Genomic DNA, 26,752 nt, shown 5'->3' with positions numbered 1-26,752 from the left:
CATTTGGCGATGCTCAAGACCGCAGAAGAATCCACGCCATGCACCATGTCCAGTCTGTCTGAACCGGACAGCCGTGGACATAGACCGGGATCGGCACGAACACCGGCCGCGGCAGGATGAACAGGCCGACCGGGGCGAATGGCGGCGGCAGCTCCACGAAATCCGGCGGAGGCGGCGGCAGGATGTAGACCGGCGGCGGGGGCGGCGGCACGAAATCGAATTCGGGATCCGAGAACATCAGCACCGGGCGCTCGACATAGATCACCTCGTCGAGCGGCGGCGGCGGCACGTCATAGTCGATCATCGCGAAGGTCGGCGGCGGCGCGGGCGGCGCGGACAACATCGCCAGCCGCCGCCGGGCGTCCTCGGCATGCGCGCCATAGGGATAGCGCTTCAGGTAGGACCAATAGGCTTCCGGACTGTCGGTGCGGAACGTCCGCCGCCAGGTCAGCGCCTCGCGGCGTGCGGCGACGAGGGCGCGCACGCGCCGCGCCAGCGGGTCGCTCGGATAGGCGGCGATGAAGTCCTCATAGCCCTGCAGCGTGTCGCGCTCGAGCGCGGCGGCATAGGCCTCCTGCACCGGCAGCTCGCGGATCGGGCGCGAGCGCAGCGCCGCGCTCTGCTCCGGCGAATCCGACGTGGCGGGGGCGTCGGGCGCCCGCTCGAAGAAGGTGAAGGCGGCCTGGATCTTCTGCGCGTCCCAGGGCACCTGCGCGCCCTTGGTCTCCTCATTGACGCGCAGCCGCAGCCGGTCGAACACCTCCGGCAGCGACAGCCCGCCGGTGCGGATCATCTCGGCGAGCGAGCGCGCGTAGACGCCGTAGGCGCCGGTCTCGTTCGGCGCGATCGTGCCCGGCGCGGCATTGAACGCGATCAGCATGTTGGCATCGGGCTCGACCAGCGCCAGGCCGCCGGCGATCGCCGGACCGCTGGCGATGAAGGGCTGCTGGCGGGCGGCATCGAGCACCACGACGCTGGCCTTCACCGGCGTCGCCGCAAGCTGGCGGATGTAGTCGCTGAGGCGCAGCCCCTCGGTCGGAATGTCGACGTCACTGCCGATGTTGGCGTCGACGGGAAGAAAGTAGTTCTCGCCGGCGAGCTGCATGCCGTAGCCGGCGAGATAGACCATCGCGACGGTGTTGTTGTCGGCTGACTGGGCCTTGTGAATGAAATCACGAAAGCTCTTGCGCAACGTGTCTGCATCGAGATCGCGCGCGCCGACCACGTCGAAGCCCGCGGCCTGCAGCGTCTGCGCGATCAGGCCGGCATCGTTGGCCGCCGACGCCAGCGGGCCCTTGGCATAGGCCCCGTTGCCGATCACCAAGGCGATACGCTTTTCGGCACCGGGCTGCTGCGCTGCGGCAGGCCGCGGCAGGGCCGCCCAGGCGAGCAGGCAGAGCGAAACACTCAGGACGATCTTCGCGGTGATCTTGGCCAAGCGCATGGTTCAAGCCCCTTCGAGGCACCCGCCGCGGATTCAGCGGGAGAATGGCTGAACCGCGGTTGAACGGAGGCATGTCCGTACAGCCCACGCGCAGCTTTTTTGTTCCTCGTCCCCGTTCGACCGGCAAGATCGCCGGACGCAGCCGCTCCAGCGGAACGATCGCCTTTAGAGCTGCTGCACGTCGACCACGCCGGTCACCGCCTTGATGGCACCTGCGATTTGTGGCGAAACCTTGAAGCGCCCCGGCAGCTTCATCTCGACCTCGGTTTCGAGGTCCAGCATCATCACCAGCGATACCTCGCCCTCGCCTGCTGCCGTGCGGGGCGCCAAGGGGGGCGCCGCACCCTTGGCGATCGCTCCATTGCCATTGGCCGCGGTGCCTTCCGGCCCCTGCAGGCGCTTGACGATGGAGTCGAGCGGCTTGGTGTCGCGCAGGAAGATGCGCAGGCCGCGCTGGGTCTTGGCGGCGGCATCGTCGAGCGGTTCGGCATGCAGCACGCGGGCGCGGACATCCTCGCCCTGCAGCTCGGCGCCGAGCTGCAGCAGCACGGCCGCGCCGGGCTCGAGCACGTCGCGATATTGTGCAAGCCCCTCCGAGAACAGCACGGCCTCGAAATGGCCGGTCGGATCCGACAGACCCATGATGCCCATCTTGTTGCCGGTCTTGGTGCGCCGCTCCATGCGCGATACCACGGTGGCGGCGACCTTTCCCGCGGTCGCGCCGGTCTTCACCGCGCGCGAGAACTCGGCCCAGCTCTGCACCCGCAGCCGCTTCAGCGCCGCCGCGTAGTCGTCGAGCGGATGACCCGACAGGAAGAAGCCGATCGCATCATATTCGCGCCGTAGACGTTCGGCCGGCAGCCAGTTCTCGATGTTCGGCAGGATGATCGCCGGCGCATCGGCGGCGTTGCCGAACATGTCGTTCTGGCCGGAGGTGGCAGCCTCGTTGGCGCGCTGGCAGGCGGCAACGATGGCATCAGCGCCGGCGAACACGCGCGCGCGGTTCTTGTCGAGCCCGTCGAAGGCGCCGGCGGCGGCCAGGGTCTCGATGATGCGCTTGTTGATCGCGCGCGGACTGACGCGGGAGGCGAAGTCGGCGAGCGAGGTGAACGGCCCCCCCTTGTTGCGGGCCTCGACGATCATCTCGATCGCCTGCGGGCCGACGCCCTTCAAGGCGGCAAGCGCGTAGAAGATGGTGTTGCCGCTGACCTCGAAGGTCGGACCGGAGCGGTTGATCGACGGTGGCTCGACCTTGATCCCCAGACGCTGCGCCTCGGTACGAAATTCCGAGAGCTTGTCGGTGTTGTTGAGATCGAGCGTCATCGACGCCGCGATGAACTCCACCGGATAATGCGCCTTCATGTAGGCGGTGTGGTAGGACACCAGCGCGTAGGCGGCCGCGTGCGACTTGTTGAAGCCGTAGTCGGCGAATTTGGCCAAGAGGTCGAAGATCGTGTCGGCCTGGTCCTTCGGCACGCCGTTCTTGACGGCACCTTCGACGAAGCGGACGCGCTGCTTGTCCATCTCGGCGCGGATCTTCTTGCCCATGGCGCGCCGCAGGAGATCGGCTTCGCCGAGCGAGTAGCCGGACATCTGCTGCGCGACCTGCATCACCTGCTCCTGGTAGATGATGACGCCGAAGGTCTCCTTCAGGATCGGCTCCAGAATCGGGTGTAGATATTCCGGCTCCTCCTCGCCGTGCTTGCGGGCGCAGTAGGTCGGGATGTTGGCCATCGGGCCCGGGCGATACAGCGCGACCAGCGCGATGATGTCCTCGAACCGGTCGGGGCGCATGTCGATCAGCGCCCGCCGCATGCCCTGACTTTCAACCTGGAACACGCCGACCACGTCGCCGCGGGCGAGCATCTGGTAGCTCGGCGCATCGTCGATCGGCAAGGTCGCGAGATCGACGTGGATGTCGCGCTGCTTCAGCAGCTTCACGGCGACGTCGAGCACGGTCAGCGTCTTCAGGCCGAGGAAGTCGAACTTGACGAGGCCGGCCGGCTCCACCCATTTCATGTTGAACTGGGTGACCGGCATGTCCGATTTCGGATCGCGATACATCGGCACCAGCTCGCTCAGCGGCCGGTCGCCGATCACGATGCCCGCGGCGTGGGTCGAGGCGTGGCGCGTCAGGCCTTCGAGGCGCATCGCGATGTCGAAGGCGCGCGCCACCACCGGATCCTCGTCGCGGAACGCCTGCAGCTTCGGCTCGCCCTCGATCGCGGCGGCGAGCGTGACGGGAGCAGCCGGATTCTGCGGCACCAGCTTGGTGAGCTTGTCGACCTGGCCATAGGGCATCTGCAGCACGCGGCCGACGTCGCGCAGCACGCCGCGCGCCTGCAAGGTACCGAAGGTGATGATCTGCGCCACCTGGTCGCGGCCGTAGCGCTGCTGCACATAGGAGATCACCTCGCCGCGGCGGTCCTGGCAGAAGTCGATGTCGAAGTCCGGCATCGACACGCGCTCGGGATTGAGGAAGCGCTCGAACAGCAGCGCGAACCGCATCGGGTCGAGGTCGGTGATGGTCAGCACCCAGGCAACCAGCGAGCCGGCACCGGAGCCGCGCCCCGGTCCGACCGGGATGCCGTGCGCCTTGGCCCATTTGATGAAGTCCGACACGATCAGGAAGTAGCCCGCGTACTTCATGCGCATGATGACGTCGAGCTCGAAGGCGAGCCGCTTCTGGTAGTCCTCCTCAGTCATGCCCGGCGCCATGCCGTGCACCTTGAGGCGCCGCTCCAGGCCCTCCTCCGCCTGCCGCTTCAGCTCGGCGGCCTCGGCGCTGGCGGCGTCCACGGCATCGCCGCTGCCGGCGCCGACCGTGAAGAACGGCAGGATCGGCTTGCGCGTGCGCGGCCGGTACGAGCAGCGCTCGGCGATCTCGACCGTCGAGGCCAGCGCCTCCGGCAGGTCGGCGAACAGCACCGCCATCTCGGCGCGGGTCTTGAAACGGTGGTCGGGCGTCAACTGCACGCGCTCGGTGTCGGCGATCAGGTGGCCGCCGGCGATGCACAGCAGCGCATCATGCGCCTCGTAGTCGTCGGCGGTCGCGAAATACGGCTCGTTGGTCGCGACCAGCGGCAGGCCCTTGCCATAGGCGATGTCGATCAGGCCGCCTTCGACGCGGCGCTCGCGGTCGACGCCGTGGCGCTGCAGCTCGATGTAGAGGCGGTCGCCGAACAGGCTCGCCAGCCGCTCGCAGCGCTGCGTCGCAAGTGCCGCCATGTCGTGCTGGATCGCGAGCGAGATCGGCCCATCGGGCCCGCCGGTGAGCGCAATCAGACCATCGACGCCCTCGTTCAGCCACTCGAACTTGATGTGCGGGGCCTGGTGCGTCGGCGTGTCCAGGAAGGCGCGCGAGTTCAGCCGCATCAGGTGGCGGTAGCCCTCCTCGCGTGCGGCGAGCAGGACGATTCGCGAGGGCTGCGCGGCCGCGCCGGCATTGCGGGCGTTAGGGTCCATGTCGCCGAAATCGATGGCGAGCTCGCAGCCGGCGATCGGCTGGATGCCGTAGCTCGCCATCTTGTCGGAGAATTCGAGCGCACCGAACATGTTGTCGGTGTCGGTCAGCGCCAGCGCCGGCTGGCGATCGGCCTTGGCGAGCTCGCCGAGCTTGGCGATCTTGATCGAGCCCTTCAGCAGCGAATAGGCGGAGTGAACGTGGAGATGGACGAATCCGGCGCTGGACATGCTCGCCTTGCTGATACCTGGGCTTTTCCGAGATCACGGGATCGGGCCGGCTTCGGGGCTCGCTCGGGATCCTGCCCCCCGCGCCATGCCCTATCCTCCGACCGACTCGCCCCCGCATCATATCGGAGGCCCATCGGTAAGTCCGGCGCCCTCGCCTGCCTTGTCCCCAGCCAACGCGCTCGGAAAACTAAAGCTGTGGAATGATTTGCGCCCAGAGCGCGATCATGCCGACGAACAGCGTGATCGACGCCAGCGCGGCGGCTTCTTGAACGAAAACCTTCAGCATCGGGACCTCCCTGAGTCAGAACATATGAAGAACAATGTTCCTTTTCTGTTCTCAGGTCAAGCGCGCTGATCGGCCCGTCGCGGCGCCGGCGCCGCAAATGGTTAATCCGGCCCTCAAACAAAAGCCCCGGCGCGAACGCCGGGGCTCTCCAATCCGCCGATCGGGCGGGATCGACTCAGTAGCGCGTCGCGACCGGGCCACCGAAACGGTAGTTCAGGCGGGCGGTGAACAGATCGACGTCCTGCTTGATGCTGTCGGAGCCGAGCGCGCCGAAGCTGACGGTCTGGCGGTCCATGAACAGATGGTCGTACTCGACGCCGAGCGACCAGTTCGGCGCAAAGCCGTATTCGACGCCGGCACCGACCACGCCGCCCCAGCGCGTGTCGTCGTTTGAGGCGAGGAACGCGCCGGTCGCCGCATTGGTGATCGTGTACTTGTTGCTGGTCACGGCCGCACCGCCCTTGGCGTAGAGCAGCACGTTGTTGATGGCGTAGCCGACCTGGCCGGTGAACAGGCCGAACGCATCGGTCTTGGTGCGGTTACGCGTTCCGAACAGCGCGCTCTGATTGTCGCCGGTGAGGTCGGCCCAGTTGCCCTGCGCCTCGACGCCGAACACGATCTGGCCCATCTGCCAGCGATAGCCGACCTGGCCACCGACGGTGCCGCCGGATGCATCATGCGAGCCTTCGCGGCCGCCGCCGACCAGATCCCAGGTATTCTCGCTCCAGCCGCCGCCACCGTTCACGCCGACGTAGAAGCCGCTCCAGTCATAGATCGCAGCCATCACCGGCGGCGGTGCCTTCGTGTAGGGACGCGCGGCGAGATCCGCAGCAAGCGCCGGCGAGGCCAGCACCACGAGCGCCGTCGTCGTCAACAGAAGTTTCTTCATCACAGGTCCAGTCTCGTCTCATTTGGCCCCCAGGCCAGCCGCACCTCTTAACGATCTGCGCCACAATTGCTGTAGCCGCTCGGTCACAGCTCGCTGCTGAAAGGCCGTGAGACATGTCGGGAAATTAATCTGTAATCACAGTGTGTTGATGGAACTTTCCAGCTTGCAATCGAGAGCCGACCGACTACACACGTCGGGGTCGCGCCAGTGCTTCGCCATGATGCACCCGCGTTCTGGTCATCGAAGGGATGAAGGGAGATCGTTGATGCGTGAGGTGTTATTCGCGGCCCTGGCTGCAGCCGGCCTCGTGGTCGCAACCCATGCCCCGGCTCACGCCGTCGGTGTCAGACATGCGTTCTGCCTGCAGGGTGATGAGTTTCCGGGCTTGAGCCACTGCACCTTCGACACTTACGCGCAATGCCAGGCGACGGCGTCGGGACGCCTGCTGAACTGCATCGCGAATCCCTATTTCGCCGGCGTCAGCAATGACCCGCGCGCGACGCCCTATCCGTATCCGCACAGGCAGCGGATCAAGCCGCGTCCGCCGGCGCCCAATCCCTACGCGCCGTTCCCCAACCCGTTCGTGTTCGAAGAGGACTGACCCGTCCCCGCCTTCAACGCGACGCGTTGCCGTCTCAGGCCGTAGCATCAAGGTTCGTCGAAGCCGCGGCTTCGACGAACCGGAGCAATCGAGAGTGACGTTGCGTCAGCGCATCATCCCGAAACCCGGACCGAACTTGTAGTTCAGCTTCACGAGCCCGATGTCGATATCCTGCTTGATGCGATGAGTCATCGCGGGCGCGCCGGCCGCGGCGACGAAGTTCAGATTCTTGTTGCCCAGGAAAATGTGATCGTATTCGACGCCGACCGACCAGTTCGGCGCAAAGCCATATTCGATGCCGGCACCGACCGTGCCGCCCCAACGCGTCGTGTTGGCCCGATCGAGCATCACGTTGGTGCCCGTGGTGAAGGTGTCGTAGCGATCGCCGACGACCGCGGCACCGCCCTTGATATAGCCGAGAATGTTGTCGAAGGCATAGCCGACCTGGCCGGTGAACAGGCCGAAGCCGTTGGTGCGTGACCGGTCGCTGACATTGGGAAGAATCAGGTTGCGATTGGTGCCCTTGAAGTTGGCCCAATCCCCCTGCGCCTCGACGCCGAACACCCAGTTGGCCATCTGGTAGCGGTAGCCGACCTGGCCGCCGACCGCCGCGCCGCCACCGCCGGAACAACCCTCGCGATTGGCGGCCGGGTTCACCGCCACGCCGGCGTTCGAAACCAGATTCCAGCAATCCCGGCTGGAACCGCCGCCGGCGTTGAAGCCGACATAGAAGCCGCTCCAGTCATACACCGTCGCCACGACGGCGGGCGGCGCCTTGGTGTACGGTCCCTTCTTCATTGGAAGATCAGCTGCGAATGCAGACGTCGCCGCCGCGATTGCGCCGAGCCCCACCGTTGCGCCGAAAAGCGTCTTCATCATCGAACTCCGTAGCTTCTGTCCCAAAGTCCCCAGGCCCTCTGGTTCCCTGCGAAAAACATGCAGCGCGACGAAGCGACTATGCCACCCGCATTCGCTCCGCCGACATCAAACCGATGTGCAGATCAGAACCATTCTTTCCGGCTTTTATGGGATTGGGCGCAAAGGCCTGTTTTTCAAGGCTTTGGCCGCAACATGAACAAACAACTAATAAGATGTATGGAGGAGTCGTGACCGTCGTCCATCCATGGCCACAATACGAGCGACGGCAAAATCGTGATCGGGAAACTCCCGGTCACGTAACGAACCTTCTGGCGTCCCAGTCGTGGATTCTTCGGGGCAGCACGATGGGTCCTGCGAATGCGTAGCATGATCATCCGCAAAGCAGTCGATTGTATGATGCCTGCCGGGCGATGCCGAACGCGCGCGCTCGTCCGCAGCGGCGGCGTCATCACGTGTAGTAGATCGCCAGCTTCAGCGCGGGATCGTCGTTGGACTGGAACGTCGCGTATCGCAGCCTCACGCGGCCCTTCTTCGGGTGCTCGAGCAGCTTCTCGCCCGCAGCAAGCGGGTTGATGTCGTGCGCCGCCCACAGACCGTCGAACTCGCGGCTGCCGTGCCGCAGCCGCGCGATCAGATCGACGAAGGCGGGATCGCCCGCCCACAGATCATAGGTCGCGCGAAACTGCGCGACCATGCGTTGCGCCAGCTCCTTCCATTGCGCGCCGAACAGCCGGCGCACGCCGGGCTTGCAAAGCATCAGCACCAGCGTGTTGCGCTCGTCGTCGGCGAGTTGCGAGAAGCCGAAGATCTCGTCCGCCGCGGCATTCCAGGCCAGCACATCCCATCGTCGTCCGGAGATGTAGGCCGGCTGGTTCAGACTCTGCACGAGCTCGCGCAGCCGGACCGGCACCTGCTCGCGCACGAACGGCTTGCGCGTGGGATCGCGCACCAGCGCCTTGAGATGAGCATGCTCGGTTCGGCTCAGGCGCAGGGCGCGCGCCAGCGCATCGATGGTCGAGGAGGACGGCTTCACCGCCCGGCCCTGCTCGATTCGGATGTACCAGTCGACGCCGATGCCAGCGAGCTCGGCCACTTCCTCCCGCCGCAGCCCTGCGGTGCGTCGCCGCCGCCCGGTCGCGAGTCCGACCGCCTGCGGCGTCAGCTTCTCGCGCCGCGAGCGCAGGAAGTTGCCGAGCTCGGCATGGCGCTGATCACTCATGCGCTGGATCCCTCATGGTTTGCTTTCGAGGCGGCTTGCCAGCCTGGGCTTGCCCAATCCTAGGATAATACCAGGCCTTCCTGCGCGGAGCATAGACCGGCAGGCTGCAGCCTCGCCATCGCGAAATGGAGAAGCACCATGAAGGCCGCCGTACTCAAACGATTTGGATCGCCGCTCGAGATCGAGCGTGTCGAAGACCCCGTGCTCGGCACCGGCGAGGTCATCGTCGACGTCGCCGCGGCCGGCGTGCTGTCCTATGCCAACGAGGTTTTCAGCGGCGAGCGGAAGTACCTGCTGGACCTGCCGGTCATCCCGGGGACCGGGGGCATCGGCCGGATCAGCGCCCTCGGCCCCGATGCGACGCATCTCGCGATCGGCGACTGGGTGTACTGCGATCCAACCGTGCGCTCGCGTGACACAGCCCTCGCCCCTGACATCACCCTGCAGGGCCTGAGCGCGCGCGGACCGGGCGGGCTGAAGCTGCAACAGCATTTCCGGCACGGCTCGTTTGCCGAGCGCATGCGCGTGCCGACGGAGAACGCCAAGCCGATCGGGGCCATCGACGCTAACGACGCGGCACGGTGGTGCGCGCTCGGCACCCTGCTCGTGCCCTATGGCGGCTTTCTTGCCGCCCATCTGCAGGCGGGCGAGACCGTCCTGGTCAGCGGCGCCACCGGCCGGTTCGGCAGCGCCGCGGTTGCGGTGGCGCTCGCCATGGGCGCCGCTGCGGTCGTCGCCCCCGGCCGCAACGAGGCCATGCTGGCGGAGCTGAAGCGCCGGTTCGGCCCCCGCGTCCACCCGGTCAGACTCTCCGGCGACGAGAGCGAGGACACCGCACGCATGAAGCGCGCGTCGCCGCGTCCGATCGACTGCGTGCTCGACATCATGCCGCCGTCGGTCTCGGCCGGGGTCGTGCGATCAGCCGTGATGACCGTGCGTCCCTATGGGCGCGTGGTGCTGATGGGCGGCGTCGGGATGCTGGGCGGAGCGGGGCTCGAGCTGCCCTATCCATGGATCATGCGCGACTGCATCACGATCCACGGCGTCTGGATGTATCCGCCGGATGCTGCGGTCAGGATGGTCGCGCTGATCCGGGCCGGGCTGCTCGAGCTCGCGCAGTTCGAGCCCACCTGTTTCGACCTCGATCATGCCAACGACGCGGTCGCCCACGCCGCCGCTCATCGCGAGCCATTCCAGATGACGGTGATCAGGCCCTGACTGCGACCTGACTCAATCCAGCTCGACGACCTTGCCGCCGACGATGGAGACGCGCCGGTCCATGCGGCCGGCCAGCTCCATGTTGTGGGTCGCGATCAGCATCGCGACCCGCGTGGCCTTCACGAGTTGCATCAGCGCGTGAAAGACGTGATCGGCGGTGGCAGGATCGAGATTGCCGGTCGGCTCGTCCGCCAGCAGCGCACGCGGCGCATTGGCGACCGCACGCGCGATCGCGACGCGTTGCTGCTCGCCGCCGGAGAGTTCGGCCGGGCGGTGCTTGATCCGCTCGCCGAGGCCGAGATAGGCCAGGATCTCGGTCGCCCGCTTCACCGTCTCGGACCGTTTCAAGCCGCGGATCATCTGCGGCAGCATCACGTTCTCCAGCGCCGTAAACTCCGGCAGCAGCCGGTGCGACTGGTAGACGAAACCGATGTCGGTCCTGCGCATCTGGGTGCGCTCGATGTCGGTGAGCTGCGACGTCGGCACGCCCCCGACATAGACCTCGCCCTCGTCGGGGCTCTCCAGGAGGCCCGCGATGTGCAGCAATGTCGACTTGCCTGAGCCCGACGGCGCCACCAGTGCCACGGATTGCCCGGCCCACAGCGCCAGCTTGGCCCCGTCGAGAATGGTCAGCTGCTGCTCGCCCTGCATGTACCGCCGCTTGATCTCGTGGAGATAAACGACCGGCACATCCTCTGCCCCCTGCTCTTCCATCAGCGCCTCACTCGTAGCGAAGCGCTTCGACCGGGTCTAATCGGGCCGCGCGCCAGGATGGATAAAGCGTAGCCAGGAAAGACAGGGTCAAGGCCATGATCAGAACGGCCGCAGTCTCGCCGGCATCGATCTCAGCCGGCAGCTTCGACAGGAAATAGAGCTCATTGGGAAACAGATCGGTGCTCGTCAGCCAGGACAGAAACTTCCTGATCGAATCGATGTTCATCGAGATCAGGAGGCCGACGACAAATCCGGTGAGCGTGCCGACCACCCCGATCGAAGCGCCGGTGATCAGGAATATCCGCATGATCGCCCCCTGCGAAGCCCCCATGGTGCGCAGCACGGCGATGTCCTGGCCCTTGTCCTTGACCAGCATGATCAGTCCCGAAACGATGTTGAGCGCGGCGACCAGCACGATCAAGGTCAGGATCAGGAACATCACGTTGCGCTCGACCTGCAGCGCATTGAAGAAGGTCGAGTTGCGCTGGCGCCAGTCGACGAGAAAAATCGGGCGGCCGGCCGCCTCCGTCACCGTCTTGCGAAACTCCTCAACCTTGTCGGGATTGCTGGTGAAGATCTCGATCGCGGTGACGTCGTTGTTGCGGTTGAAATAGGCCTGCGCTTCGGCCAGCGGCATGAAGACGAAGCTGGCGTCGTATTCGGACATCCCGATCTCGAACACCGCCGCGATCTTGTAGGGCTTGATGCGCGGCGTGGTGCCCATCGGCGTCACGGCGCCCTTCGGGGCGACCAGAGTGATGCTGTCGCCGGCATGCAGCGACAATTGGTCGGCAAGCCGGCGGCCGATCGCGACGCCCTGGCCTTCGTCGAAACCTTCCAGCGAGCCCTGCTTGATGTTCTTGGCAATCGACGTCAGGTTCGTGAGGTCCTGCGCGCGAATGCCGCGGATGAACACACCGGACGCATTGAAGGGCGACGAGCCGAGACCTTGTCCGTCGACCACCGGCGCGGCGAGGCGGATGCCCTGCACCTGCGCGATCCGGTCGGAGACGTCCTTCCAGTCGGTGAGCGGCGACTCCAGCGGTTGCACCAGCAGATGCCCGTTCAGGCCGAGGATCTTGTCGAGCAGCTCCTTGCGGAAGCCGTTCATCACCGCCATCACGATGATCAGGGTTGCGACGCCCAGCATGATGCCGAGGAAGGAGAACCCCGCGATCACGGAGATGAACCCCTCCCTGCGGCGCGCACGCAGATAGCGCCCCGACAGCATCCACTCGAAGGGAGCGAAGGGAGTGGTGGTCTGCACCGGTTCGGTCATGGCGTCATCCATTGTGCGATCATCCCATGATTCGGGCCGAATGTGGCCGGATTGGCCTGAAGGGGCGGGCAGCCCCGGTGGATAATCCGATGATCGAACGAGCGCCTCAGCCAGCCGATGTCCCGCCGCCGAGCCGTGCCACGACGTCCGCCGGGGACATCATCTGGCGGGCGCCGTCGCTGCGAGTCTTCACCTCGACCTTGCCTTCGGCAAGGCTCTTGGGTCCGACCATGATCTGCCAGGGGATGCCGATCAGGTCCGCCGTGGCGAACTTGCCGCCGGCGCGCTGCTCGGTGTCGTCGTAGAGCACGTCGACCCCCTTGGCGAGCAGATCGCGATAGAGCTGCTCGCAAGCGGCATCGGTGTCGGAGCCGCCCTGCTTCAGGTTGAGGATGACGGCGCGGAACGGGGCGACCTCCTCCGGCCATTTGATGCCGGCCTCGTCGTGACAGGCCTCGATGATCGCACCAGCCAGCCGTGACACGCCGACGCCATAGGAGCCACCGTGGACGGTGACCTCCGCCCCCTCTGGGCCGGCGACCAGGGCCTTCATCGGCTCGGAATATTTGGTGCCGAAATAGAAGATCTGGCCGACCTCGATGCCGCGGGTATGGACCCGCCGCTCGGCCGGCACCTCGGCCTCGAAGCGGGTCGCGTCATGGACGTCCTCGGTCGCCGCATAGAGCGAGGTCCATTGCTTGATGATCGGGGTCAGGTCGCCGTCATAGTCGACGGAGGCCGGCGGGATCGGCAGGTCGAGCACGTCACGGTCACAGTAGACGCCGGATTCACCGGTCTCAGCGAGCACGATGAATTCATGGCTGAGATCGCCGCCGATTGGACCGGTCTCGGCGCGCATCGGGATGCCCTTCAGGCCCATCCGCGCGAAGGTGCGCAAGTAGGCGACGAACATCTTGTTGTAGGCACGCCGCGCGCCGGCCTCGTCGAGATCGAACGAATAGGCGTCCTTCATCAGGAACTCGCGGCCGCGCATCACGCCGAAGCGCGGACGCTGCTCATCGCGGAATTTCCATTGGATATGATAGAGATTGAGCGGCAAATTGCGGTAGGACTTCACATAGGCACGGAAGATCTCCGTGATCATTTCCTCGTTGGTCGGCCCATACAGCAACTCACGCTTGTGGCGGTCGCTGATGCGCAGCATTTCCGGACCGTAGGCGTCGTAGCGGCCGCTCTCGCGCCAGAGATCGGCGAGCTGCAGCGTCGGCATCAGCAGCTCCAGCGCACCGGCGCGGTTCTGCTCCTCGCGCACGATCTGCTCGATCTTCTTCAGCACCTTGAAGCCCAGCGGCAGCCAGGCATAGATGCCGGCCGCCTCCTGCCGCAGCATGCCCGCGCGCAGCATCAGACGATGCGAGACGATCTCGGCTTCCTTCGGATTTTCTTTCAGAATGGGCAGGAAAAACCGCGACAGACGCATGGGCGAGGCCTTCAAGATTCGGTTCGGGCTGGCGCAGTCAAACCGGATCAGGCGGCAAAACACAAGGCTGGGTTTGAAAAAAGGCGGCTAAGCCGCCGGATTCCCAATCAATTTACCGGTTCCGCTGAAGTGGAGGATGAACGGCACACGTCGCCGTGACGGGGCTCGCGCAGGGCGACCGGGCAAGATCCCCGCGCCCCGGCCGTCCTACTGCCCCCGCCCCTGCTCCGACGACCATTTGTCGAGATCGCTGATCTCGGCGCTGCCTTCGATGGTCGAGACCACGCCCTCGCGGGTCACGAGCATCGTGCGCGGGATGTCGCCCTGCCAGGACGGATCGATCTCGAACCGCAGGCGCTCGACGTAACCGTCGTTGAAGATGAAGTTCTCCGCCGTGGTGAGACCGGCCTTGTCCAGCATGGCCTGGGTCGCAGCGTCCAGATTCGGCACCAGGTCGGCGCTGACGGTGACCACGTCGATCTCGGGATGATCGGACATGAACTTGCCGAGCTGCGGCAGCTCGATCTTGCAGGGGCCGCAGGTGACGCCCCAGAAATGGATCAGTGTCGGACGACCCGCATGGGCCCGCAGCACCTCGCGCCAGGTGCCGCGCTCGAACGGCTTCAACGACGGTGGAGCTGCGGTGCTCGACGCCGTCAATGCGACGAGGCCAAAGATCGCAAGGGCGGCGAATGCGCGTTTCATGATTCATCTCCGATCGGCTGCAACCGATAGCCGTCCGACTTGGTCATCCAGGACAGGAAGATCTGCTTGCCATGGGCGACCAGGAGCGGATGATCCGACGCATTGTCCGTGCTGGCAAGCGCGCGCGGCTTCGACCACGTCTCGCCATCGTCACGGGATTGCATCACCATCACCGTGGTGCGCTCGCCATCGAACTCCTTCCACACCAGCGTCGTGGTGTCCTGGGTCGCGAGCACATAGGGTCGCGTCGGATTGCGGTCGGCCTGCCCGATCGCCATCGGTTCCGAGAACGTCCGGCCGCTGTCGCGCGAATGCGCGTAGAACAGCCCCTTGCGAACCTTGCCGCTGGTGAACCAGGCGACATGATAGGTGCCGGTCGGCGCCACGGTCAGGCTCGGACCCTGATGCGGGCAGGCCTTGATCTGCCAATCATCGGTGCTGACCCGGTAGACCTCGCCGGGGGTGCCGAGGTCGCTGAACGTGATCACGGCGTGGTCGCGCACGCTGCCTTCGAAGATGTTGCGGAACACCACAACAGGACGTCCCGGCCCCACGAAGGCAACGCCGAGCCGGCAACATTCGCAGGTGTTGTCGTGGGCCAGCATCGCTTCGGCATAGGTGGCGCCGCCATCGCGCGACGAGGAGAAGAACAAAGCCGCGCCCTCGTACGAGCGCCCTGCGGCCTTGGCCGGCACCCGGTTGCGCTTGTCCAGCCACGCCACGAAGACGGTGCCATCCCGGTCCAGCGCCAGCGCCTCGAAGCGCTGGCTTTCGTTGTTCGACGTGATCGGACGCGGCGCCGCGAAGCTTTTGCCGCCATCCTCCGACCTGGAGTACAGCACCTGCCCGTTGAACGCCTGGTCGCGGAAGATCGAGAATGCGACCGCAACGGCGCCTTTGCCGTCGACCACCAGCTTCGGCCGGGCGTCGGGCCCCCAGTCGAGATTGAGCTGCTGCTCGGTGACCGGCGCGGCGGCGGAATACGTTTTCCCGCCGTCGGTCGAGCTCGCCACCGACACCCGTCCTCCGGCCATCCAGACGAGCCAGAGCTTGCCGTCTTCAGCGAAGAACGGCGTCACCTTGGTGGCGCATCGGAGCTCGGTGCCCTCGCATGCGGCCTCCGACCCGTGCTGGTGCGCCATCTGGGCTCGGGCGGTGAGCGGACAAAGCATGGCGATCGCCAGCCCGACGAGCCCGCTCCGAAACCGTGCGATCCTTGTCATTTCGGTCCTCATCGGAATGCCACCTTCATACCCGCCACGAAGGCGCGCGGTGAGCCGGCGTAGATCGTTCCCGTGCCTGCCAGTCCCTGCACGCCGGCGCCCGTCACCGTATTCTGCAGGTTGTTCGCGGAGGCGATGTAAGTGCGGTCGAACACATTGCGGACTTCGAAGAAGACGTTCATCGACTTGAACGTATCAGAGGCAAGCTCGGTCTTGTAGTGAACGTTCAGATTGACGAGCTCGTAGCCCGGCGCCTTCAGCAAATTCGCATTGTCCATATAGAACGAGTCCTTCCACTGGACCTCGACGAACGCACCAAGTCCCGCGAACCGCCCGCTGTCGTGATCGTATCCGAGCCGCGCGGTCAGCTCGTTCGGCGAGATGCCGGGAATCTTGTTGCCGGCGCGGTTGAAGCCGAACAGGTTGCTGCCGTTCACAAGGTTCTCAGAATACTCGGTGTAGACTTGGTCGAGGTAGGTGTAGGCAGCGGTGAACCGCCAGCCCGGCAGGACCCGCCAATCGGCCGCCAATTCGACGCCGCGATGCTCCGAACGCGGTGCGTTGAAGGTGTAGGACGTGTTCTGCGTCCCTGTGACGGCCTGGGTGACGATCTCGTTGCGGAAGAACTCGTAGAAGCCCGTCGCGCTGAGGGTCAGAGACCGGTTCGGCGTCCAGTCGAACCCCACGTCGTAGCCCAGATTGGTCTGCGACTTCAGCTGCGTGTTGTTGCCGAAATCGCCGGTCGGCAGCACGAACAGGTTGGAGACCTGCGGCGTGCCGTACCCGGTGGCGACGCGGGCCCGCAGCAGCCAGTCGCTATTCACCCTGTAGAGCAGTGCCAGCTCGGGGGCGAGATTGTCGAACTGCCGGTCCGCCGTCGTGATCGTGGTCGTCGTTGCCGTCGCGCCGTAGGTGTAGGCGGTGTTCACGCCGCGCAGATGGGTGCGCTCCCAGCCGAGACCGGCCACCGCCGTCAGCGCCGCCGTCAGCTTCAGCTCCTCGCGGGCTCGCAGGCCGTAGTTGGTGGTCTCGCTCCAGGTGTTGGCCGAGAGGCCGCCGAGCGCTGCGTTGCCGCCGGGCACGACGAAGCGCGTATCTCCGGACGCGGTCAGCGTGTTGTAGAACGCGCCGAAGAAGGCGGTCGATTCCAGCCCGAAGATCTCTCCCCTCTTGGTGATGTCGCTCATGTAGTTGTAGGACGGATAGTCGCCGATCGCGCTGGTCGATCCGGTCGGCTGGCTGATGTTGCGGTCGTCGAACACGAACTGGTTGCGCCAGGTCGTGTCGTTGTCGAAGTCGTGCTCCCAGCGGCCGCCGACGATCGTGCGTCGATCGTTGCGGCCGAGCCCCGCCTGCAACGCGGTCTCCTGATCAACCCCACCGAGCGTATTGATTCCATTCTTGTTGAGCCCGACGGTCGCGCAGCCGGCCGCCATAGACGTTCTCGTGGTGCAGCCCTGCTGATATGGGTTCTGATAGTACTGGCTCAGCGTGTATCGAATCGGCAGCCGCGTGAACAGGTCGTTGTTGATGATCTTGACCGTGAAGCGGTCGTCCGGCGTCGCCTTGTAGGTGCCGAGGAAGTTGACCGTCTGGGTGTTGAACCAGCCGTTGCCGAGATAGCCGTCGCCGCGGACGTCGCTGGTGAACAACGAGCCCTCGAAATTGCCGACCTTCTTGCCGAAGGTCATGTAGTTGCTGAGATAGCCGAAGCTGCCGCCCTCGCTGCCGATCTCCGCGCCGTCGATGCTGCCGCCCGGACGGGTGCGGAAGTTGATGGCGCCTCCGGTCGCATAGTTGCCGTAGAGCGCCGAGGACGGGCCGCGGATGACGTCGACGGCGCCATAGGCGTGGGGATCGATCAGGTCGCTGCGCGACAGCCCGTCCGGCTGCGTGACGGGAAAGCCATCCTCGAACAGCGCGATGTTGCGGATGCCGAAGCCGTTGCGGGCGTTGGAGCCTCGGATCGAGATGCCGAGATCGCGCGGTCCGTTGCCCTGCTTGAGCGAAACACCGGGGCTTTCGCGCAGGATGTCGCCGACGGAAAACGCAGGCCGGTCATCGTAGCGGCTGCGGTCGATGGTGGTTGCGGTCTGGCCGGACGGCGACTGGCTGAGCTGGCTGCGGGCGGCGCCGACAGCCGAGGCTGGGTCGGACACCGCTCCTCCCGGCCCGGAGCTGCCGGCCACGGATGCGCCGGCCGGCTTCGGCGCGCGGGGGCGGACGGAGGCGGCCTGCACAACCGGCTTGCGCACGGTCCGTTGTGGTGCTGCACGCGGCGCGTCGACGGTGACGGACGGCAATTCCTTCTCGGTCTCGGCGCGCGCGATCGTGGCCGGTTGCAGCAGCATGAGCTGCAAGGCGACCACGCTCACGCCACCCAGGGCATGACGACGGAACATGTTTGACTTCCCCGATGCCGGCTCTACACGGCCGGTCTTCCTGGTTCAAAACGGATCGGCGCGCTGCTGCGGCGCCGACGACGAGTTCTGTGCTCAGGAGAGGAACGGGGGTCCTCTTGGTTGCGCCTGCGCCCGGGCGAGGAGATGAACGAGGCGGAGCTCGCGCGCAGTCCAGACGATGGACGCCGTCAGACGCAGCGGAGCCGCATCGAATGGCGCCGGCGGCGCATCGAGCGCCGCAGCGGCGTGCAGCACGCAGCACATGACGCAGTCAAGGCCGCAGGCAGCGCGGTCGGTATCACCATTAGAGGGCGCCGCATCCGTCTCGGCATGGCAGATCGCCGTCCCGCCGAACGGATCGACCGTCACGATCGTCGCTGCCGTCAGGGCGGACGCCGCCACTGGCGCCAACATCTGCAACAGCATTGCTAGCAGCGCGACCGGCAGATATCGGACGAACTTCTGACGGACATTGGCAGGACGTCGGGTGCGGTCGGCCGCCAGCAGCCGGCTCGCGCGCGAGCCGGCTATCATGGCGGCGTTCAACACCCGTTGCGTCATCGAGGCCGGCCTCTCCGTCGGAGCCGCAGAGCGCCCGGCCTACATCTTCATGCCGGAATGATCATGCTGCTTCATCATGCCGCCGCCCTCGCCGCCTGGTGCCTTGGCGCCGACCGCCTGCACCTCGAGCGTCACGGCCACCTTGCCGGCCTTCTCGAACTCCAGCGTGACCGGCAGCTTGTCGCCCTGCTTCAGCGGGCTCTTCAGCTCCATCAGCATCAGGTGATAGCCGCCCGGCGCCAGCGCGACGGTCTTGCCCGGCTCGATCGTGAGTCCCTTGTCGAGGGGACGCATGGTCATGACGCCGTTGGTGACGGCCATCTCGTGAATCTCGACTCGCCCGGCGACGTCGCCGGTCACCGCGACGAGGCGGTCGGGCGCGCTGCCCTTGTTCTCGATGGTCAGATAGCCGGCGCCCGTCTTGGCGCCGCCCGGCGTGGCGCGGCTCCAAGGCTGGGTGATGACGAGGTCACCGGCCTTCACGTCCGCGGCCAAGGCGGCGGAAGATCCTCCCAACAGGAGAGCGAATGCGAGCAGAGAGCGTCCGAGGAAGGTCATGTCGATTATCCTTCTTGTCTTGGCGGCGATGCGCCAGCTTGGTTGATCGGCACATGTCCGCACGGCGATCGCCGCGCAGACAACGCAGGTCATGGTGATGTGATTTGGGAGGTCAGGGCCGCACGACGGCCAGCGCGTCACGCTGCGGGCGGAGCCCGTGCCTGCGCGTTCGAAAAAGCCTTGGTGATCCCGTCAGCCCGGTCACCGGCGCGCCACACGACCTCGCCCGAATCGCGTTGCGGAACGGCGATGGTGGAGAGCTCTGGCCCATCCAGTGTGACCGGCTGCGCCAGGCAGCACAGCGAACAGCCGTGAAGCGCAGGGCTCGCCGGCGCCCCATCGTCAATCGGCTGGGAACCCAGCTGGCCGTGGCAGATCTCAAGTCCGTACAGGGGATCGGCCGCGGCTGATGCCGCCGCCCAGGCAACACCGATCGGCGCCAGGATCTGCACCATCAGTGCGATCAGCATGATCGGGAGAAACGCCTGCAGCCGCTGCCGCATCAAAGCCTGCCAAATGAACCGAATTCTTGTGCCCGAGTGGACGCCCGGAGTCGAGGTCGCGCAGGGCACAGTCGGCACATTTCGCCAGCGGTCGTTGATTAAGAACAATCCCGCCGCGCCTCAGGGGCCGCCGTCAAATACGGTAACTTGGCACCTATCACGAGAAAACACGAAAATAAAACTCGTCAATTGCAAGCACTTACCGATCATTTCAGGAAGTGCGCGAAATTTGAACAATCGTTGCCGAAAAGGATGACAAACGCAAAAAGATCGTCTACGAATTTGGGCCTCAGGCTAACGCTTGCGGAAGTCTGGTGGTCCAAGTCTCGGGAGGAGCCCTGGCGCGCAACAAGCAGCGTCACCCCGCTTAACAAGATCAAATCTGAACTTGCGGGATATCTAAAGGGTCGACACAATTTCCGAGCAGGGCCCGCTGCCCTGCTCTATTTTTTTGCAATCCTCGCAGGGCAGCCACCGTCTTCATGACGGTATTGCGGGCCGCATGAACGCCACCTGAACACGCCACCACCTCAAGCCACCGCAGCCGTCTCGAAGCGTGTCAATGGCGCACGCCACCGCGCCTTGGCCTTTGGCCAAGGCAACGTCACCGACAGCGGTTCGCGGCCCGTCACGCTCCAGCGCAACGAACCATCGCCGATATCGAGAAGGCCAGCCGCTTCGGCTGGATCGCCCGAGATGAACGTCTCGGTCAGCGACTGCAACGTCAGATGCGGTGTGCCATCGACCGTCGTCATCGTATTCCAATGGACATGCCCGGCGAGCGCGACGATCGGGCAAGGCGCATCCGCGATCGCCGCGCGGATCGCATCGGTCTCGGCATAGGCCGCGTGTTCCGGATTGGCTTCGAAGTAGTAGTTGCCGGTCTGAGCCTGTCCTGACAGCGGCACGTGGCTGACGAGCAGGGTCGGCCGGTCATCCTGGGCAAGCAGCTGGACCAACGCGCCGAGATCGCCCGCGGAGAGGCGAAAGCCACGGCTCCGCGTCAGACTCACGTCGGGTTGCCAGAACACGCATCTGACATCGCCGATGTTCAGAGCCCGCGACCCGCTCGGACGATCCATGATCGCTTCATTGTCGGCGAGACTGAGCAATGCGACATCATGATTGCCGCTGACATGATGATGCGCCGGCGCAAGCTTTGCGAAACACATCGCGACGTCGCTTTGCAGCAGACGATCGCGCTCGGGATCTTCGTCGGAAATCCGGTCGCCGAGGTCGATGACCGCAGCGATGTTTTCGGCGTTCATCTGCGTGACGAAGCGCTCGAGCAATGGCAGCGCCACAGATCCACGCTTCGTCTGCGTATCCCGGCCGTGATGGATGTCGGCGATCACGGCGATGCGTGTCGTTGCCAAAGGCTCTCTCCCAAAGCTGCGCTGCCGCGTACCACGGGTGCATCACGGTTTTCTGACATTGCGCGTGCAGCGCGAAAGCCATCCAGTGCAACGCACAACATCCGGCTGTGGCGTGATGAATTGGGTTGTGAAACACTGCAGATCTTGGCGGCGCGATCAATGACGCCGCCGGACAACGATGGGACAGGGAGCACGGGATGCCCGGCACTGACAAAACGTCCAAGAAAACGACCAGGCGCGATCTTCTCCAGGCGGCGACGGCCGCGGGCTCTGCGGCCGCGCTGCTCGCCGGCTTCGGCATCAATCCGGCGATGGCCGCCGAGATGGGCCGTTCCGAAAAGCCGCTCAAGGCGGCGTTCTCCAATGCCGGACTGCAGGCGACCTGGTGCGCCCAGGGCAAGCAGGCCGCGGAATGGTGGGGCAAGCTGCTCAACGTCGAGGTCACCTGGTTCGACGGCCAGCTCGATGCGGTGAAACAGCGCGCCGCGATCGACAACATGGCGTCGCAGAAGTGGGATTTCGTCGCCATCCAGGCGTTCGGCATCGGCACCCTGACCCAGCCGGTGCAGAAGATGATCGACGCCGGCATTCCCGTCATCGACATGGACACGCTGATCGCCCCGCTCGATCAGATCAATGTCCACTCGTTCCTGGCACCCGACAACGAGTTCATGGGCGCATCCGTCACCCAGGCGTTGGCGAACGCGATGGGCGGCAAGGGCAAGATCATCATGACGCAGGGCGCGCTCGGCCATACCGGCGCACAGGGCCGCGCCAAGGGCTTCAATTCGGTGATCAAGCAGTTCCCGAACATCGAGGTGCTGGACACGCAGCCGGCCGACTGGGACGTGTCGAAGGCGGCGCGGCTGTGGGAGACCTATCTCACGAAATATCCGCAGATCGACGCGGCGTTCTTCCACAATGACGACATGGCGCTTGCCGCCTACAACATCATGAAGGCGCGCAACCGCACCAACATCCTGATCGGCGGCGTCGACGCCATGCCGCCTGCGATCCAGGCGGTCAGCGACGGCCGCATGTTCGCGACCGTGCGCAATCCGTCCTGCCGCATCCACGGCGGCGCGATCGTGGCCGGCGTCGCGGCGGTCACCGCCGGCGAGAAGAGCGGCAAGGGCATTCCGAAGCATGTCATCACCGACGGTCCGGTCGTGACCAAGGCCAATGCCGCGGGCATGCAATGGATGGAGGATCATTTCCTGATCTGAAGTCCCTCCCATGTCGAACAGCCGCCCGCCGCTTCTGGAACTGCAGGACATCACCAAGTCGTTCGGCGGCGTCACCGCGTTGCGCGGCGTCGACTTCACGCTTCGCCCCGGCGAGATCCATGGTCTCGTCGGGGAGAACGGCGCCGGCAAGAGCACGCTGATGAAGATCATCGCCGGCGTGCATACCGGATTCTCCGGCCGCTTCCTGCTCGACGGCCGCGAGGTTCACTTCAACTCTGCCCGGGATGCGCGTGCAGCCGGCATCGCCATGGTCCATCAGGAGCTGAGCGTCGCCCCGGATCTCACGGTGGCCGAGAACGTGTTTCTCGGCAACCAGCCGACCAATGCGCTGGGCATCGTGCAGTGGCGCCGGATGGCGCGCGAGGCCGCCGAGCAGCTCAAGCGCCTTGGCATCGACGCCGATCCGATGAGCCGGCTCGGCGATCTCCCGATCGGCGTGCAGCAGCTGATCGAGATCGCGCGCGTGCTGTTCTCCGGCGCCCGCATCATCATCCTGGACGAGCCGACCTCGGCGCTGTCGCCGCCCGAGGTCGAGCGGCTGTTCGCGGCGCTGCGCAAGCTACGCGAGCAAGGCACGGGGATCATCTTCATCTCGCACTTTATCGAGGACATCCTGCTGATCTCCGACGAGGTCACGGTGTTCCGCAATGGCCGCAAGATCATGGAGACGCGTGCCGCGGACACCAGCAAGGCCGCGCTGATCGAGGCCATGATCGGCAAGGGACGCGATGCGCTGGAGGACAGCTACACCCACGACATCACCCTGCCCGCGCCCACGGCCGGCAAGCCCGTGGTCGTCGAAGCCGACGGCCTGTCGCTGGCGCGCAATCTGAAGCGCGTCTCGTTCGCCGTGCGCGCCGGCGAGGTGCTCGGCATCTACGGCTTCATGGGCTGCGGCCAGCTCGAGCTGGCGCGGATCCTGTTCGGCAAACTCGCACCCGACGCCGGCGAGTTGCGCATCGCCGGCCAGCGCAACCGCTTCAAGAGCACGGCGGATGCGCGCCGCGCCGGCATCGCCTTCGTGCCGGAGAGCCGCCGCGACATGCTGTTCCTGCAGGAGCCCGTCTACAAGAACGTCTCGATCAGCATCCTCGACCGCATCAACGCGGTGCTGCTGAAGCCCGCACACGAGCGCGCGCTCGCGAAGCGCCAGGTCGAGCAGTTGCAGATCCGGCCTGCCGATGTCGAGATCGACCTCGGCCTGCTCTCCGGCGGCAACCAGCAGAAGGTGGCGCTCGCCAAATGGCTCAGCCATCCGCCGCGGCTCCTGGTGTTGTGCGAACCGACGCGAGGCATGGATGTCGGCGCCAAGAGCGACGTCATCCAGATCGTGCGGCAGCTGCGCGACCAGGGCATCGCCGTGATCGTGCTCTCGACCGAGCCGGAGACCGTGCTGTCGCTGGCCGACCGTGTCATCGTGCTCAAGCGCGGCGAGGTCGTGCGCGAATTCGCCGGCGAGACCATCAGCAAAGACCGTCTGCTCGAGGCGGCGTAGGGAGATTGTCATGGCGCATGGCGAGACCGTTCCGATGCCGGAGGCGCAGCCGCGACGCGCCAGCGGGGTCGCAGCGCTGCTGCGCTCACAGATGCGCAACATCGCGCCGTTCCTGACGCTGATCTTCCTCACCGCGTTCTTCGCGATCGCAAGCCCATCTTTCGCGACGCTCGACAATGTCGGCAACATCCTGACCCAGGTATCGGTCACCGGCATCATTGCGGTGGGCCTCACCTTCGTCATCCTGTGCGCGGAGATCGACCTCTCGATCGCCGCCATCGCCAACGTCACCGGCATCGCCGTGGCCTACTTCACCCTGCAGGAGTCCTACGTCAACATCGCCAACGTGCCGATGCCCGGCTTTGCCGCGATCCTGCTCGCGCTGGCGCTGTGCGCGCTGCTCGGCGTGGTCAACGCCTTCGGCCTCACCGTGATCGGCATTCCCTCGTTCATCATGACGCTCGCGATGATGCAGATCGCCGCAGGCATCTCGGCCATGCTGGTGCGCGGCCAGATCGCCTACAAGGTCCCGCCCATCATCACGACGCTTGGCTCGGGCTCGATCGCGGGCGTGCCCTGGATCGTGATCGTGGCGGCGCTGATGCTGCTGCTCGGGCACCTCGTGCTGACCTACACGCGGTTCGGCCGCTACGTCTACATGGTCGGCGGCAACCGCGAGGCGGCGGAATATTCCGGCCTGAACGTCAAGCTGATCCTCGGCAGCGTGATGGTGATCTCGGCCGTGTGCTCGGGAATCGGCGGCATGCTCGGCGTGGCGCATTTCGGCAGCGCGCAGCAGAACGAATTCGACACCTACCTGCTGGACTCGATCGCTGCCGTCGTGGTCGGCGGCACCAGCCTGTTCGGCGGCCGCGGCGGCATCGGCAACACCATCGTCGGCCTGTTCGTGCTCGGCGTCCTCAACAACGGCCTCGACCACGTCAACATCGACAGCTTCCTGAAAATCCTGATCCGCGGCCTGATCCTGCTGGCGGCACTGGTGATCAACGTCTACGCACAACGGCTGCGGGCCAAGGCGGCGGACTAACTGGGATGCCGTAGGGTGGGCAAAGCCGCCGCCCGCAGGGCGGCAGCGTGCCCACCGTCCATCAGCAAGCTTGGTGCGAAAATGGTGGGCGCGGCGCGGGAAAGAACGAGGCCGAGCTGATGCATCGCGGCGCGCCTTTGCCAACCCTACGCACCTGCTTCCATCATTGCGAGCGAATTGACATGTCCGCCGAAGGCGTAGGCGGAAGCAATCCAGGGCGTCACGCGCGCCTCCGGATTGCTTCGTCGCTTCGCTTCTCGCGGTGACGGGAGCCTCTGTCGAGGTCTAGAACCCCGGCTGCCAATGACGCAGCTCGCGCGCGGCCTTCGTTACCGTGTCGATCGACGTAAACGATGCCGTCTCAAGCATCAGCGTCCGCGCGAGCCGCAGCGCCCTCGCCTCACACACCGCGCGCTGCTTGGCATCCTCGATCAGCTCGAAGTCGATGTTGTGCGCGAGACCCAGGATGCGGCGGATGATCTTCGCCGCCGTGAAGCCGACGGCATCCTGGAACAATCCGGCCATGTATGCCTGACGCTCCGTCTCCAGCCGTGTCGCTCCCGCCTCGCCCGGAAACAGCGACGGCGGATAGGCATCACCGGTCGCCTCACTCCGCCACAGTGCCAGGAACTTGTCGACAAACCCGGTCCAGACTTCATCGACAGTCGCAAGCACCCAGCTTTCGAAGGCGTCCCTACTACCGCGCTCCTGCTCATGTCCTTCGGAGGCGAAATACGCCATCAGCAAATTGGCCAGCACGGCACCGACGTCAAAACCCATCGGGCCGTAGAAGGCGAATTCCGGATCGATCACCCGGGTCTCGGTATTCGTCACCATGATCGATCCCGTGTGCAGATCGCCATGGATCAGCGCCTCGGCGCATGACAGGAATTTCAGCTTGAGCCGGGAGATCGCGACGTGCAGATCGAGATCGGCACGGATCTCGGCGGCCGTGGCGTCGAGCCACGGTGACGTCCAGCGATTCTGCTCGGCGATGCGATAGGGGTCGGTGAAGATCAGGTCCTCGGTGATCTTGCACAGCGCATGATTGCCGGCAAAGCTCGCAATCGCATCCTTCTTCGCGGCGGCAGACAGCGCGAGGTCGGACGAGAAGAACAGCGTCCGCGCCATGAAGGTCGTGATGTGATCGACGAAGGCCGGGTAGATCGTGCCCGCGACCAGTCCCCTGCGCATGATGATGTGCGGCTCGAGCAGCTCCATCGCCGTCAGCGCCAGCGCCGGATCATGGTGAATGATGGCCGGCACGAGGCCGGGGCCAAGGCGGTTCTGATACGTCAGCGCCAGATGCTCATAGTGGGCGCGTGACAGCGGCAGCGGCCAACTCTCGCCGACCAGCCGCACGTAAGGCAGCGCCTGCTTCACCGCGAGTCCGCCGGACGATCCCTTGACGATGAAGACCAGATTGAGGTTGCCATCGCCGACCTCGGTGATCGACCAGCGCTCAGCCGATCCGCCGAGTTGCCCTGCGACCGAAGGAATCCCCGCGAGATGGTTTCGAAGATCAATCTCGTTCAGAATGCGATAGCCCGATGGCGTCCCGTTCCGGGCCTCGGCCGATGTCATCACGCGCAACCTCCCTGTCGGTCTTGTTTTGACCTCCTATAGCAAAAAAGCCGACGCGCGTCCGCGCATCGGCTTCGAGAGGACGTTGTGCGATGCGAGCGCGGCTAGAACGGAATTCCCATCAGCCGTGACAGCCGCTCGATGCTGAGATAGCCGGCCTGATAGGCCAGGAGCGCCAGGCCGAACACGACCGCCGACAACAGCGTGGTCCAGATCAAGCGGCGCCCCATCAGGCTGATGGTCGGCGCGCCGGGATCGGTGCCGGGCGAACCGCCGCCCGTCTCGTGCTGGCTACGCACGCCGAACGGCAGGGTCACGAACAGCATGACCCACCACAGCACGAAGTAGATCGCAAGCCAGGTTGAGATGATGTAGGCCATGATTGCC

21 protein-coding genes and 1 pseudogene are annotated in these 26,752 nt (G+C 65.4%); 5 read left to right on the top strand and 17 right to left on the bottom strand.

The features are described from left to right. Window positions 1-76: 76 nt before the first annotated feature. The 3 genes and pseudogenes from ACQR1H_RS31120 to ACQR1H_RS31110 form a co-directional block, all read right to left on the bottom strand. Window positions 77-1,444, bottom strand: a pseudogene (locus ACQR1H_RS31120) (caspase family protein); the annotation flags it as partial. 165 nt (window positions 1,445-1,609) lie between these two features. Then, window positions 1,610-5,137 (bottom strand): DNA polymerase III subunit alpha, encoded by a 3,528-nt coding sequence (gene dnaE, locus ACQR1H_RS31115; RefSeq protein WP_316181319.1) that lies wholly within the window; start codon window positions 5,135-5,137, stop codon window positions 1,610-1,612. Window positions 5,138-5,598: 461 nt separating this feature from the next. Beyond that, complete coding sequence (locus ACQR1H_RS31110; RefSeq protein WP_434908671.1) at window positions 5,599-6,312, bottom strand: outer membrane protein; 714 nt, start codon at window positions 6,310-6,312, stop codon at window positions 5,599-5,601. Window positions 6,313-6,577: 265 nt separating this feature from the next. Here ACQR1H_RS31110 and ACQR1H_RS31105 point away from each other — a divergent pair, with 265 nt between their 5' ends. After that, window positions 6,578-6,913, top strand: a complete 336-nt coding sequence (locus ACQR1H_RS31105) for a DUF3551 domain-containing protein (protein ID WP_315738242.1) — start codon at window positions 6,578-6,580, stop codon at window positions 6,911-6,913. A 105-nt stretch (window positions 6,914-7,018) separates the two neighbouring features. Here the strand turns inward: ACQR1H_RS31105 and ACQR1H_RS31100 are convergent, their stop codons facing one another. Continuing rightward, a complete protein-coding gene (locus tag ACQR1H_RS31100) occupies window positions 7,019-7,792 on the bottom strand; it encodes an outer membrane protein (protein ID WP_315799722.1) in 774 nt (257 codons plus the stop codon). 448 nt (window positions 7,793-8,240) lie between these two features. Continuing rightward, window positions 8,241-9,011, bottom strand: coding sequence for a helix-turn-helix transcriptional regulator (locus tag ACQR1H_RS31095; protein WP_434848753.1), 771 nt, complete (start codon window positions 9,009-9,011; stop codon window positions 8,241-8,243). Window positions 9,012-9,149: 138 nt separating this feature from the next. Here ACQR1H_RS31095 and ACQR1H_RS31090 point away from each other — a divergent pair, with 138 nt between their 5' ends. Continuing rightward, complete coding sequence (locus ACQR1H_RS31090) at window positions 9,150-10,229, top strand: zinc-binding alcohol dehydrogenase family protein (RefSeq protein WP_316181322.1); 1,080 nt, start codon at window positions 9,150-9,152, stop codon at window positions 10,227-10,229. A gap of 12 nt (window positions 10,230-10,241) precedes the next feature. Here ACQR1H_RS31090 and ACQR1H_RS31085 read toward each other — a convergent pair whose 3' ends face one another. The 10 genes from ACQR1H_RS31085 to ACQR1H_RS31040 all read right to left on the bottom strand — a co-directional run bounded on the left by ACQR1H_RS31085 (window position 10,242) and on the right by ACQR1H_RS31040 (window position 20,991). Beyond that, window positions 10,242-10,943: an ABC transporter ATP-binding protein gene (locus ACQR1H_RS31085; RefSeq protein ID WP_316181324.1), complete on the bottom strand. Its 702-nt coding sequence runs from the start codon at window positions 10,941-10,943 to the stop codon at window positions 10,242-10,244. Window positions 10,944-10,950: 7 nt separating this feature from the next. Further along, the gene (locus ACQR1H_RS31080) at window positions 10,951-12,234 is read right to left on the bottom strand and encodes a lipoprotein-releasing ABC transporter permease subunit (protein WP_316181325.1); all 1,284 of its coding nucleotides are present in this window, start codon (window positions 12,232-12,234) and stop codon (window positions 10,951-10,953) included. 94 nt (window positions 12,235-12,328) lie between these two features. Beyond that, window positions 12,329-13,663, bottom strand: coding sequence for a proline--tRNA ligase (gene proS / locus ACQR1H_RS31075; protein ID WP_434908670.1), 1,335 nt, complete (start codon window positions 13,661-13,663; stop codon window positions 12,329-12,331). Between the two features lie 207 nt (window positions 13,664-13,870). After that, window positions 13,871-14,368, bottom strand: coding sequence for a TlpA family protein disulfide reductase (locus ACQR1H_RS31070; protein ID WP_434908669.1), 498 nt, complete (start codon window positions 14,366-14,368; stop codon window positions 13,871-13,873). Beyond that, a complete protein-coding gene (locus tag ACQR1H_RS31065) occupies window positions 14,365-15,591 on the bottom strand; it encodes an exo-alpha-sialidase (RefSeq protein WP_434908668.1) in 1,227 nt (408 codons plus the stop codon). The genes ACQR1H_RS31070 and ACQR1H_RS31065 overlap by 4 nt, the downstream gene beginning before the upstream one ends. A gap of 8 nt (window positions 15,592-15,599) precedes the next feature. Next, window positions 15,600-17,993 carry a TonB-dependent receptor domain-containing protein gene (locus tag ACQR1H_RS31060; protein WP_434908667.1) on the bottom strand — a complete coding sequence of 798 codons (2,394 nt, stop codon included), beginning with the start codon at window positions 17,991-17,993 and terminating at the stop codon, window positions 15,600-15,602. A 93-nt stretch (window positions 17,994-18,086) separates the two neighbouring features. Beyond that, entirely contained in the window at window positions 18,087-18,554 is a 468-nt protein-coding gene (locus tag ACQR1H_RS31055; RefSeq protein ID WP_434908666.1) for a DUF2946 family protein, read from the bottom strand. Window positions 18,555-18,593: 39 nt separating this feature from the next. Beyond that, window positions 18,594-19,112, bottom strand: coding sequence for a copper chaperone PCu(A)C (locus ACQR1H_RS31050; protein ID WP_316217862.1), 519 nt, complete (start codon window positions 19,110-19,112; stop codon window positions 18,594-18,596). A 137-nt stretch (window positions 19,113-19,249) separates the two neighbouring features. Then, complete coding sequence (locus tag ACQR1H_RS31045) at window positions 19,250-19,615, bottom strand: DUF2946 family protein (RefSeq protein WP_434885439.1); 366 nt, start codon at window positions 19,613-19,615, stop codon at window positions 19,250-19,252. 530 nt (window positions 19,616-20,145) lie between these two features. Continuing rightward, entirely contained in the window at window positions 20,146-20,991 is an 846-nt protein-coding gene (locus ACQR1H_RS31040; protein ID WP_434908665.1) for a metallophosphoesterase family protein, read from the bottom strand. A 197-nt stretch (window positions 20,992-21,188) separates the two neighbouring features. Between ACQR1H_RS31040 and ACQR1H_RS31035 the strand changes: the two genes are divergently transcribed. Genes ACQR1H_RS31035 through ACQR1H_RS31025 form a run of 3 tightly spaced genes read left to right on the top strand, consistent with a single transcriptional unit; the run spans window position 21,189 to window position 24,781 of the window. Then, window positions 21,189-22,217 (top strand): sugar ABC transporter substrate-binding protein, encoded by a 1,029-nt coding sequence (locus tag ACQR1H_RS31035; RefSeq protein WP_434846901.1) that lies wholly within the window; start codon window positions 21,189-21,191, stop codon window positions 22,215-22,217. 10 nt (window positions 22,218-22,227) lie between these two features. Continuing rightward, window positions 22,228-23,733, top strand: coding sequence for a sugar ABC transporter ATP-binding protein (locus ACQR1H_RS31030; RefSeq protein ID WP_316181338.1), 1,506 nt, complete (start codon window positions 22,228-22,230; stop codon window positions 23,731-23,733). Between the two features lie 10 nt (window positions 23,734-23,743). Beyond that, window positions 23,744-24,781 carry an ABC transporter permease gene (locus tag ACQR1H_RS31025; protein ID WP_434908664.1) on the top strand — a complete coding sequence of 346 codons (1,038 nt, stop codon included), beginning with the start codon at window positions 23,744-23,746 and terminating at the stop codon, window positions 24,779-24,781. 285 nt (window positions 24,782-25,066) lie between these two features. Here ACQR1H_RS31025 and mtnK read toward each other — a convergent pair whose 3' ends face one another. Together mtnK and ACQR1H_RS31015 are read right to left on the bottom strand one after the other, a co-directional pair. Then, the gene (gene mtnK, locus ACQR1H_RS31020; RefSeq protein ID WP_409997855.1) at window positions 25,067-26,368 is read right to left on the bottom strand and encodes an S-methyl-5-thioribose kinase; all 1,302 of its coding nucleotides are present in this window, start codon (window positions 26,366-26,368) and stop codon (window positions 25,067-25,069) included. Window positions 26,369-26,469: 101 nt separating this feature from the next. Beyond that, complete coding sequence (locus tag ACQR1H_RS31015; RefSeq protein ID WP_315799707.1) at window positions 26,470-26,745, bottom strand: DUF1467 family protein; 276 nt, start codon at window positions 26,743-26,745, stop codon at window positions 26,470-26,472. Window positions 26,746-26,752: the final 7 nt, after the last annotated feature.

This window comes from Bradyrhizobium sp. HKCCYLRH2015 (assembly GCF_051168215.1).
Lineage (GTDB): Bacteria > Pseudomonadota > Alphaproteobacteria > Rhizobiales > Xanthobacteraceae > Bradyrhizobium.
The sequence above is the reverse complement of the archived record's forward strand: the minus strand, read 5'-3'. Positions and strand labels throughout refer to the sequence as shown.

What these genes read in the sequence shown, in the direction of transcription:
- dnaE (WP_316181319.1), bottom strand. Translation starts at nt 5,137, where the DNA reads ATGTCCAGCGCCGGATTCGTCCATCTCCACGTTCACTCCGCCTATTCG.
- ACQR1H_RS31110 (WP_434908671.1), bottom strand. Translation starts at nt 6,312, where the DNA reads ATGAAGAAACTTCTGTTGACGACGACGGCGCTCGTGGTGCTGGCCTCG.
- ACQR1H_RS31105 (WP_315738242.1), top strand. Translation starts at nt 6,578, where the DNA reads ATGCGTGAGGTGTTATTCGCGGCCCTGGCTGCAGCCGGCCTCGTGGTC.
- ACQR1H_RS31100 (WP_315799722.1), bottom strand. Translation starts at nt 7,792, where the DNA reads ATGATGAAGACGCTTTTCGGCGCAACGGTGGGGCTCGGCGCAATCGCG.
- ACQR1H_RS31095 (WP_434848753.1), bottom strand. Translation starts at nt 9,011, where the DNA reads ATGAGTGATCAGCGCCATGCCGAGCTCGGCAACTTCCTGCGCTCGCGG.
- ACQR1H_RS31090 (WP_316181322.1), top strand. Translation starts at nt 9,150, where the DNA reads ATGAAGGCCGCCGTACTCAAACGATTTGGATCGCCGCTCGAGATCGAG.
- ACQR1H_RS31085 (WP_316181324.1), bottom strand. Translation starts at nt 10,943, where the DNA reads ATGGAAGAGCAGGGGGCAGAGGATGTGCCGGTCGTTTATCTCCACGAG.
- ACQR1H_RS31080 (WP_316181325.1), bottom strand. Translation starts at nt 12,234, where the DNA reads ATGGATGACGCCATGACCGAACCGGTGCAGACCACCACTCCCTTCGCT.
- proS (WP_434908670.1), bottom strand. Translation starts at nt 13,663, where the DNA reads ATGCGTCTGTCGCGGTTTTTCCTGCCCATTCTGAAAGAAAATCCGAAG.
- ACQR1H_RS31070 (WP_434908669.1), bottom strand. Translation starts at nt 14,368, where the DNA reads ATGAAACGCGCATTCGCCGCCCTTGCGATCTTTGGCCTCGTCGCATTG.
- ACQR1H_RS31065 (WP_434908668.1), bottom strand. Translation starts at nt 15,591, where the DNA reads ATGACAAGGATCGCACGGTTTCGGAGCGGGCTCGTCGGGCTGGCGATC.
- ACQR1H_RS31060 (WP_434908667.1), bottom strand. Translation starts at nt 17,993, where the DNA reads ATGTTCCGTCGTCATGCCCTGGGTGGCGTGAGCGTGGTCGCCTTGCAG.
- ACQR1H_RS31055 (WP_434908666.1), bottom strand. Translation starts at nt 18,554, where the DNA reads ATGACGCAACGGGTGTTGAACGCCGCCATGATAGCCGGCTCGCGCGCG.
- ACQR1H_RS31050 (WP_316217862.1), bottom strand. Translation starts at nt 19,112, where the DNA reads ATGACCTTCCTCGGACGCTCTCTGCTCGCATTCGCTCTCCTGTTGGGA.
- ACQR1H_RS31045 (WP_434885439.1), bottom strand. Translation starts at nt 19,615, where the DNA reads ATGCGGCAGCGGCTGCAGGCGTTTCTCCCGATCATGCTGATCGCACTG.
- ACQR1H_RS31035 (WP_434846901.1), top strand. Translation starts at nt 21,189, where the DNA reads ATGCCCGGCACTGACAAAACGTCCAAGAAAACGACCAGGCGCGATCTT.
- ACQR1H_RS31030 (WP_316181338.1), top strand. Translation starts at nt 22,228, where the DNA reads ATGTCGAACAGCCGCCCGCCGCTTCTGGAACTGCAGGACATCACCAAG.
- ACQR1H_RS31025 (WP_434908664.1), top strand. Translation starts at nt 23,744, where the DNA reads ATGGCGCATGGCGAGACCGTTCCGATGCCGGAGGCGCAGCCGCGACGC.
- ACQR1H_RS31015 (WP_315799707.1), bottom strand. Translation starts at nt 26,745, where the DNA reads ATGGCCTACATCATCTCAACCTGGCTTGCGATCTACTTCGTGCTGTGG.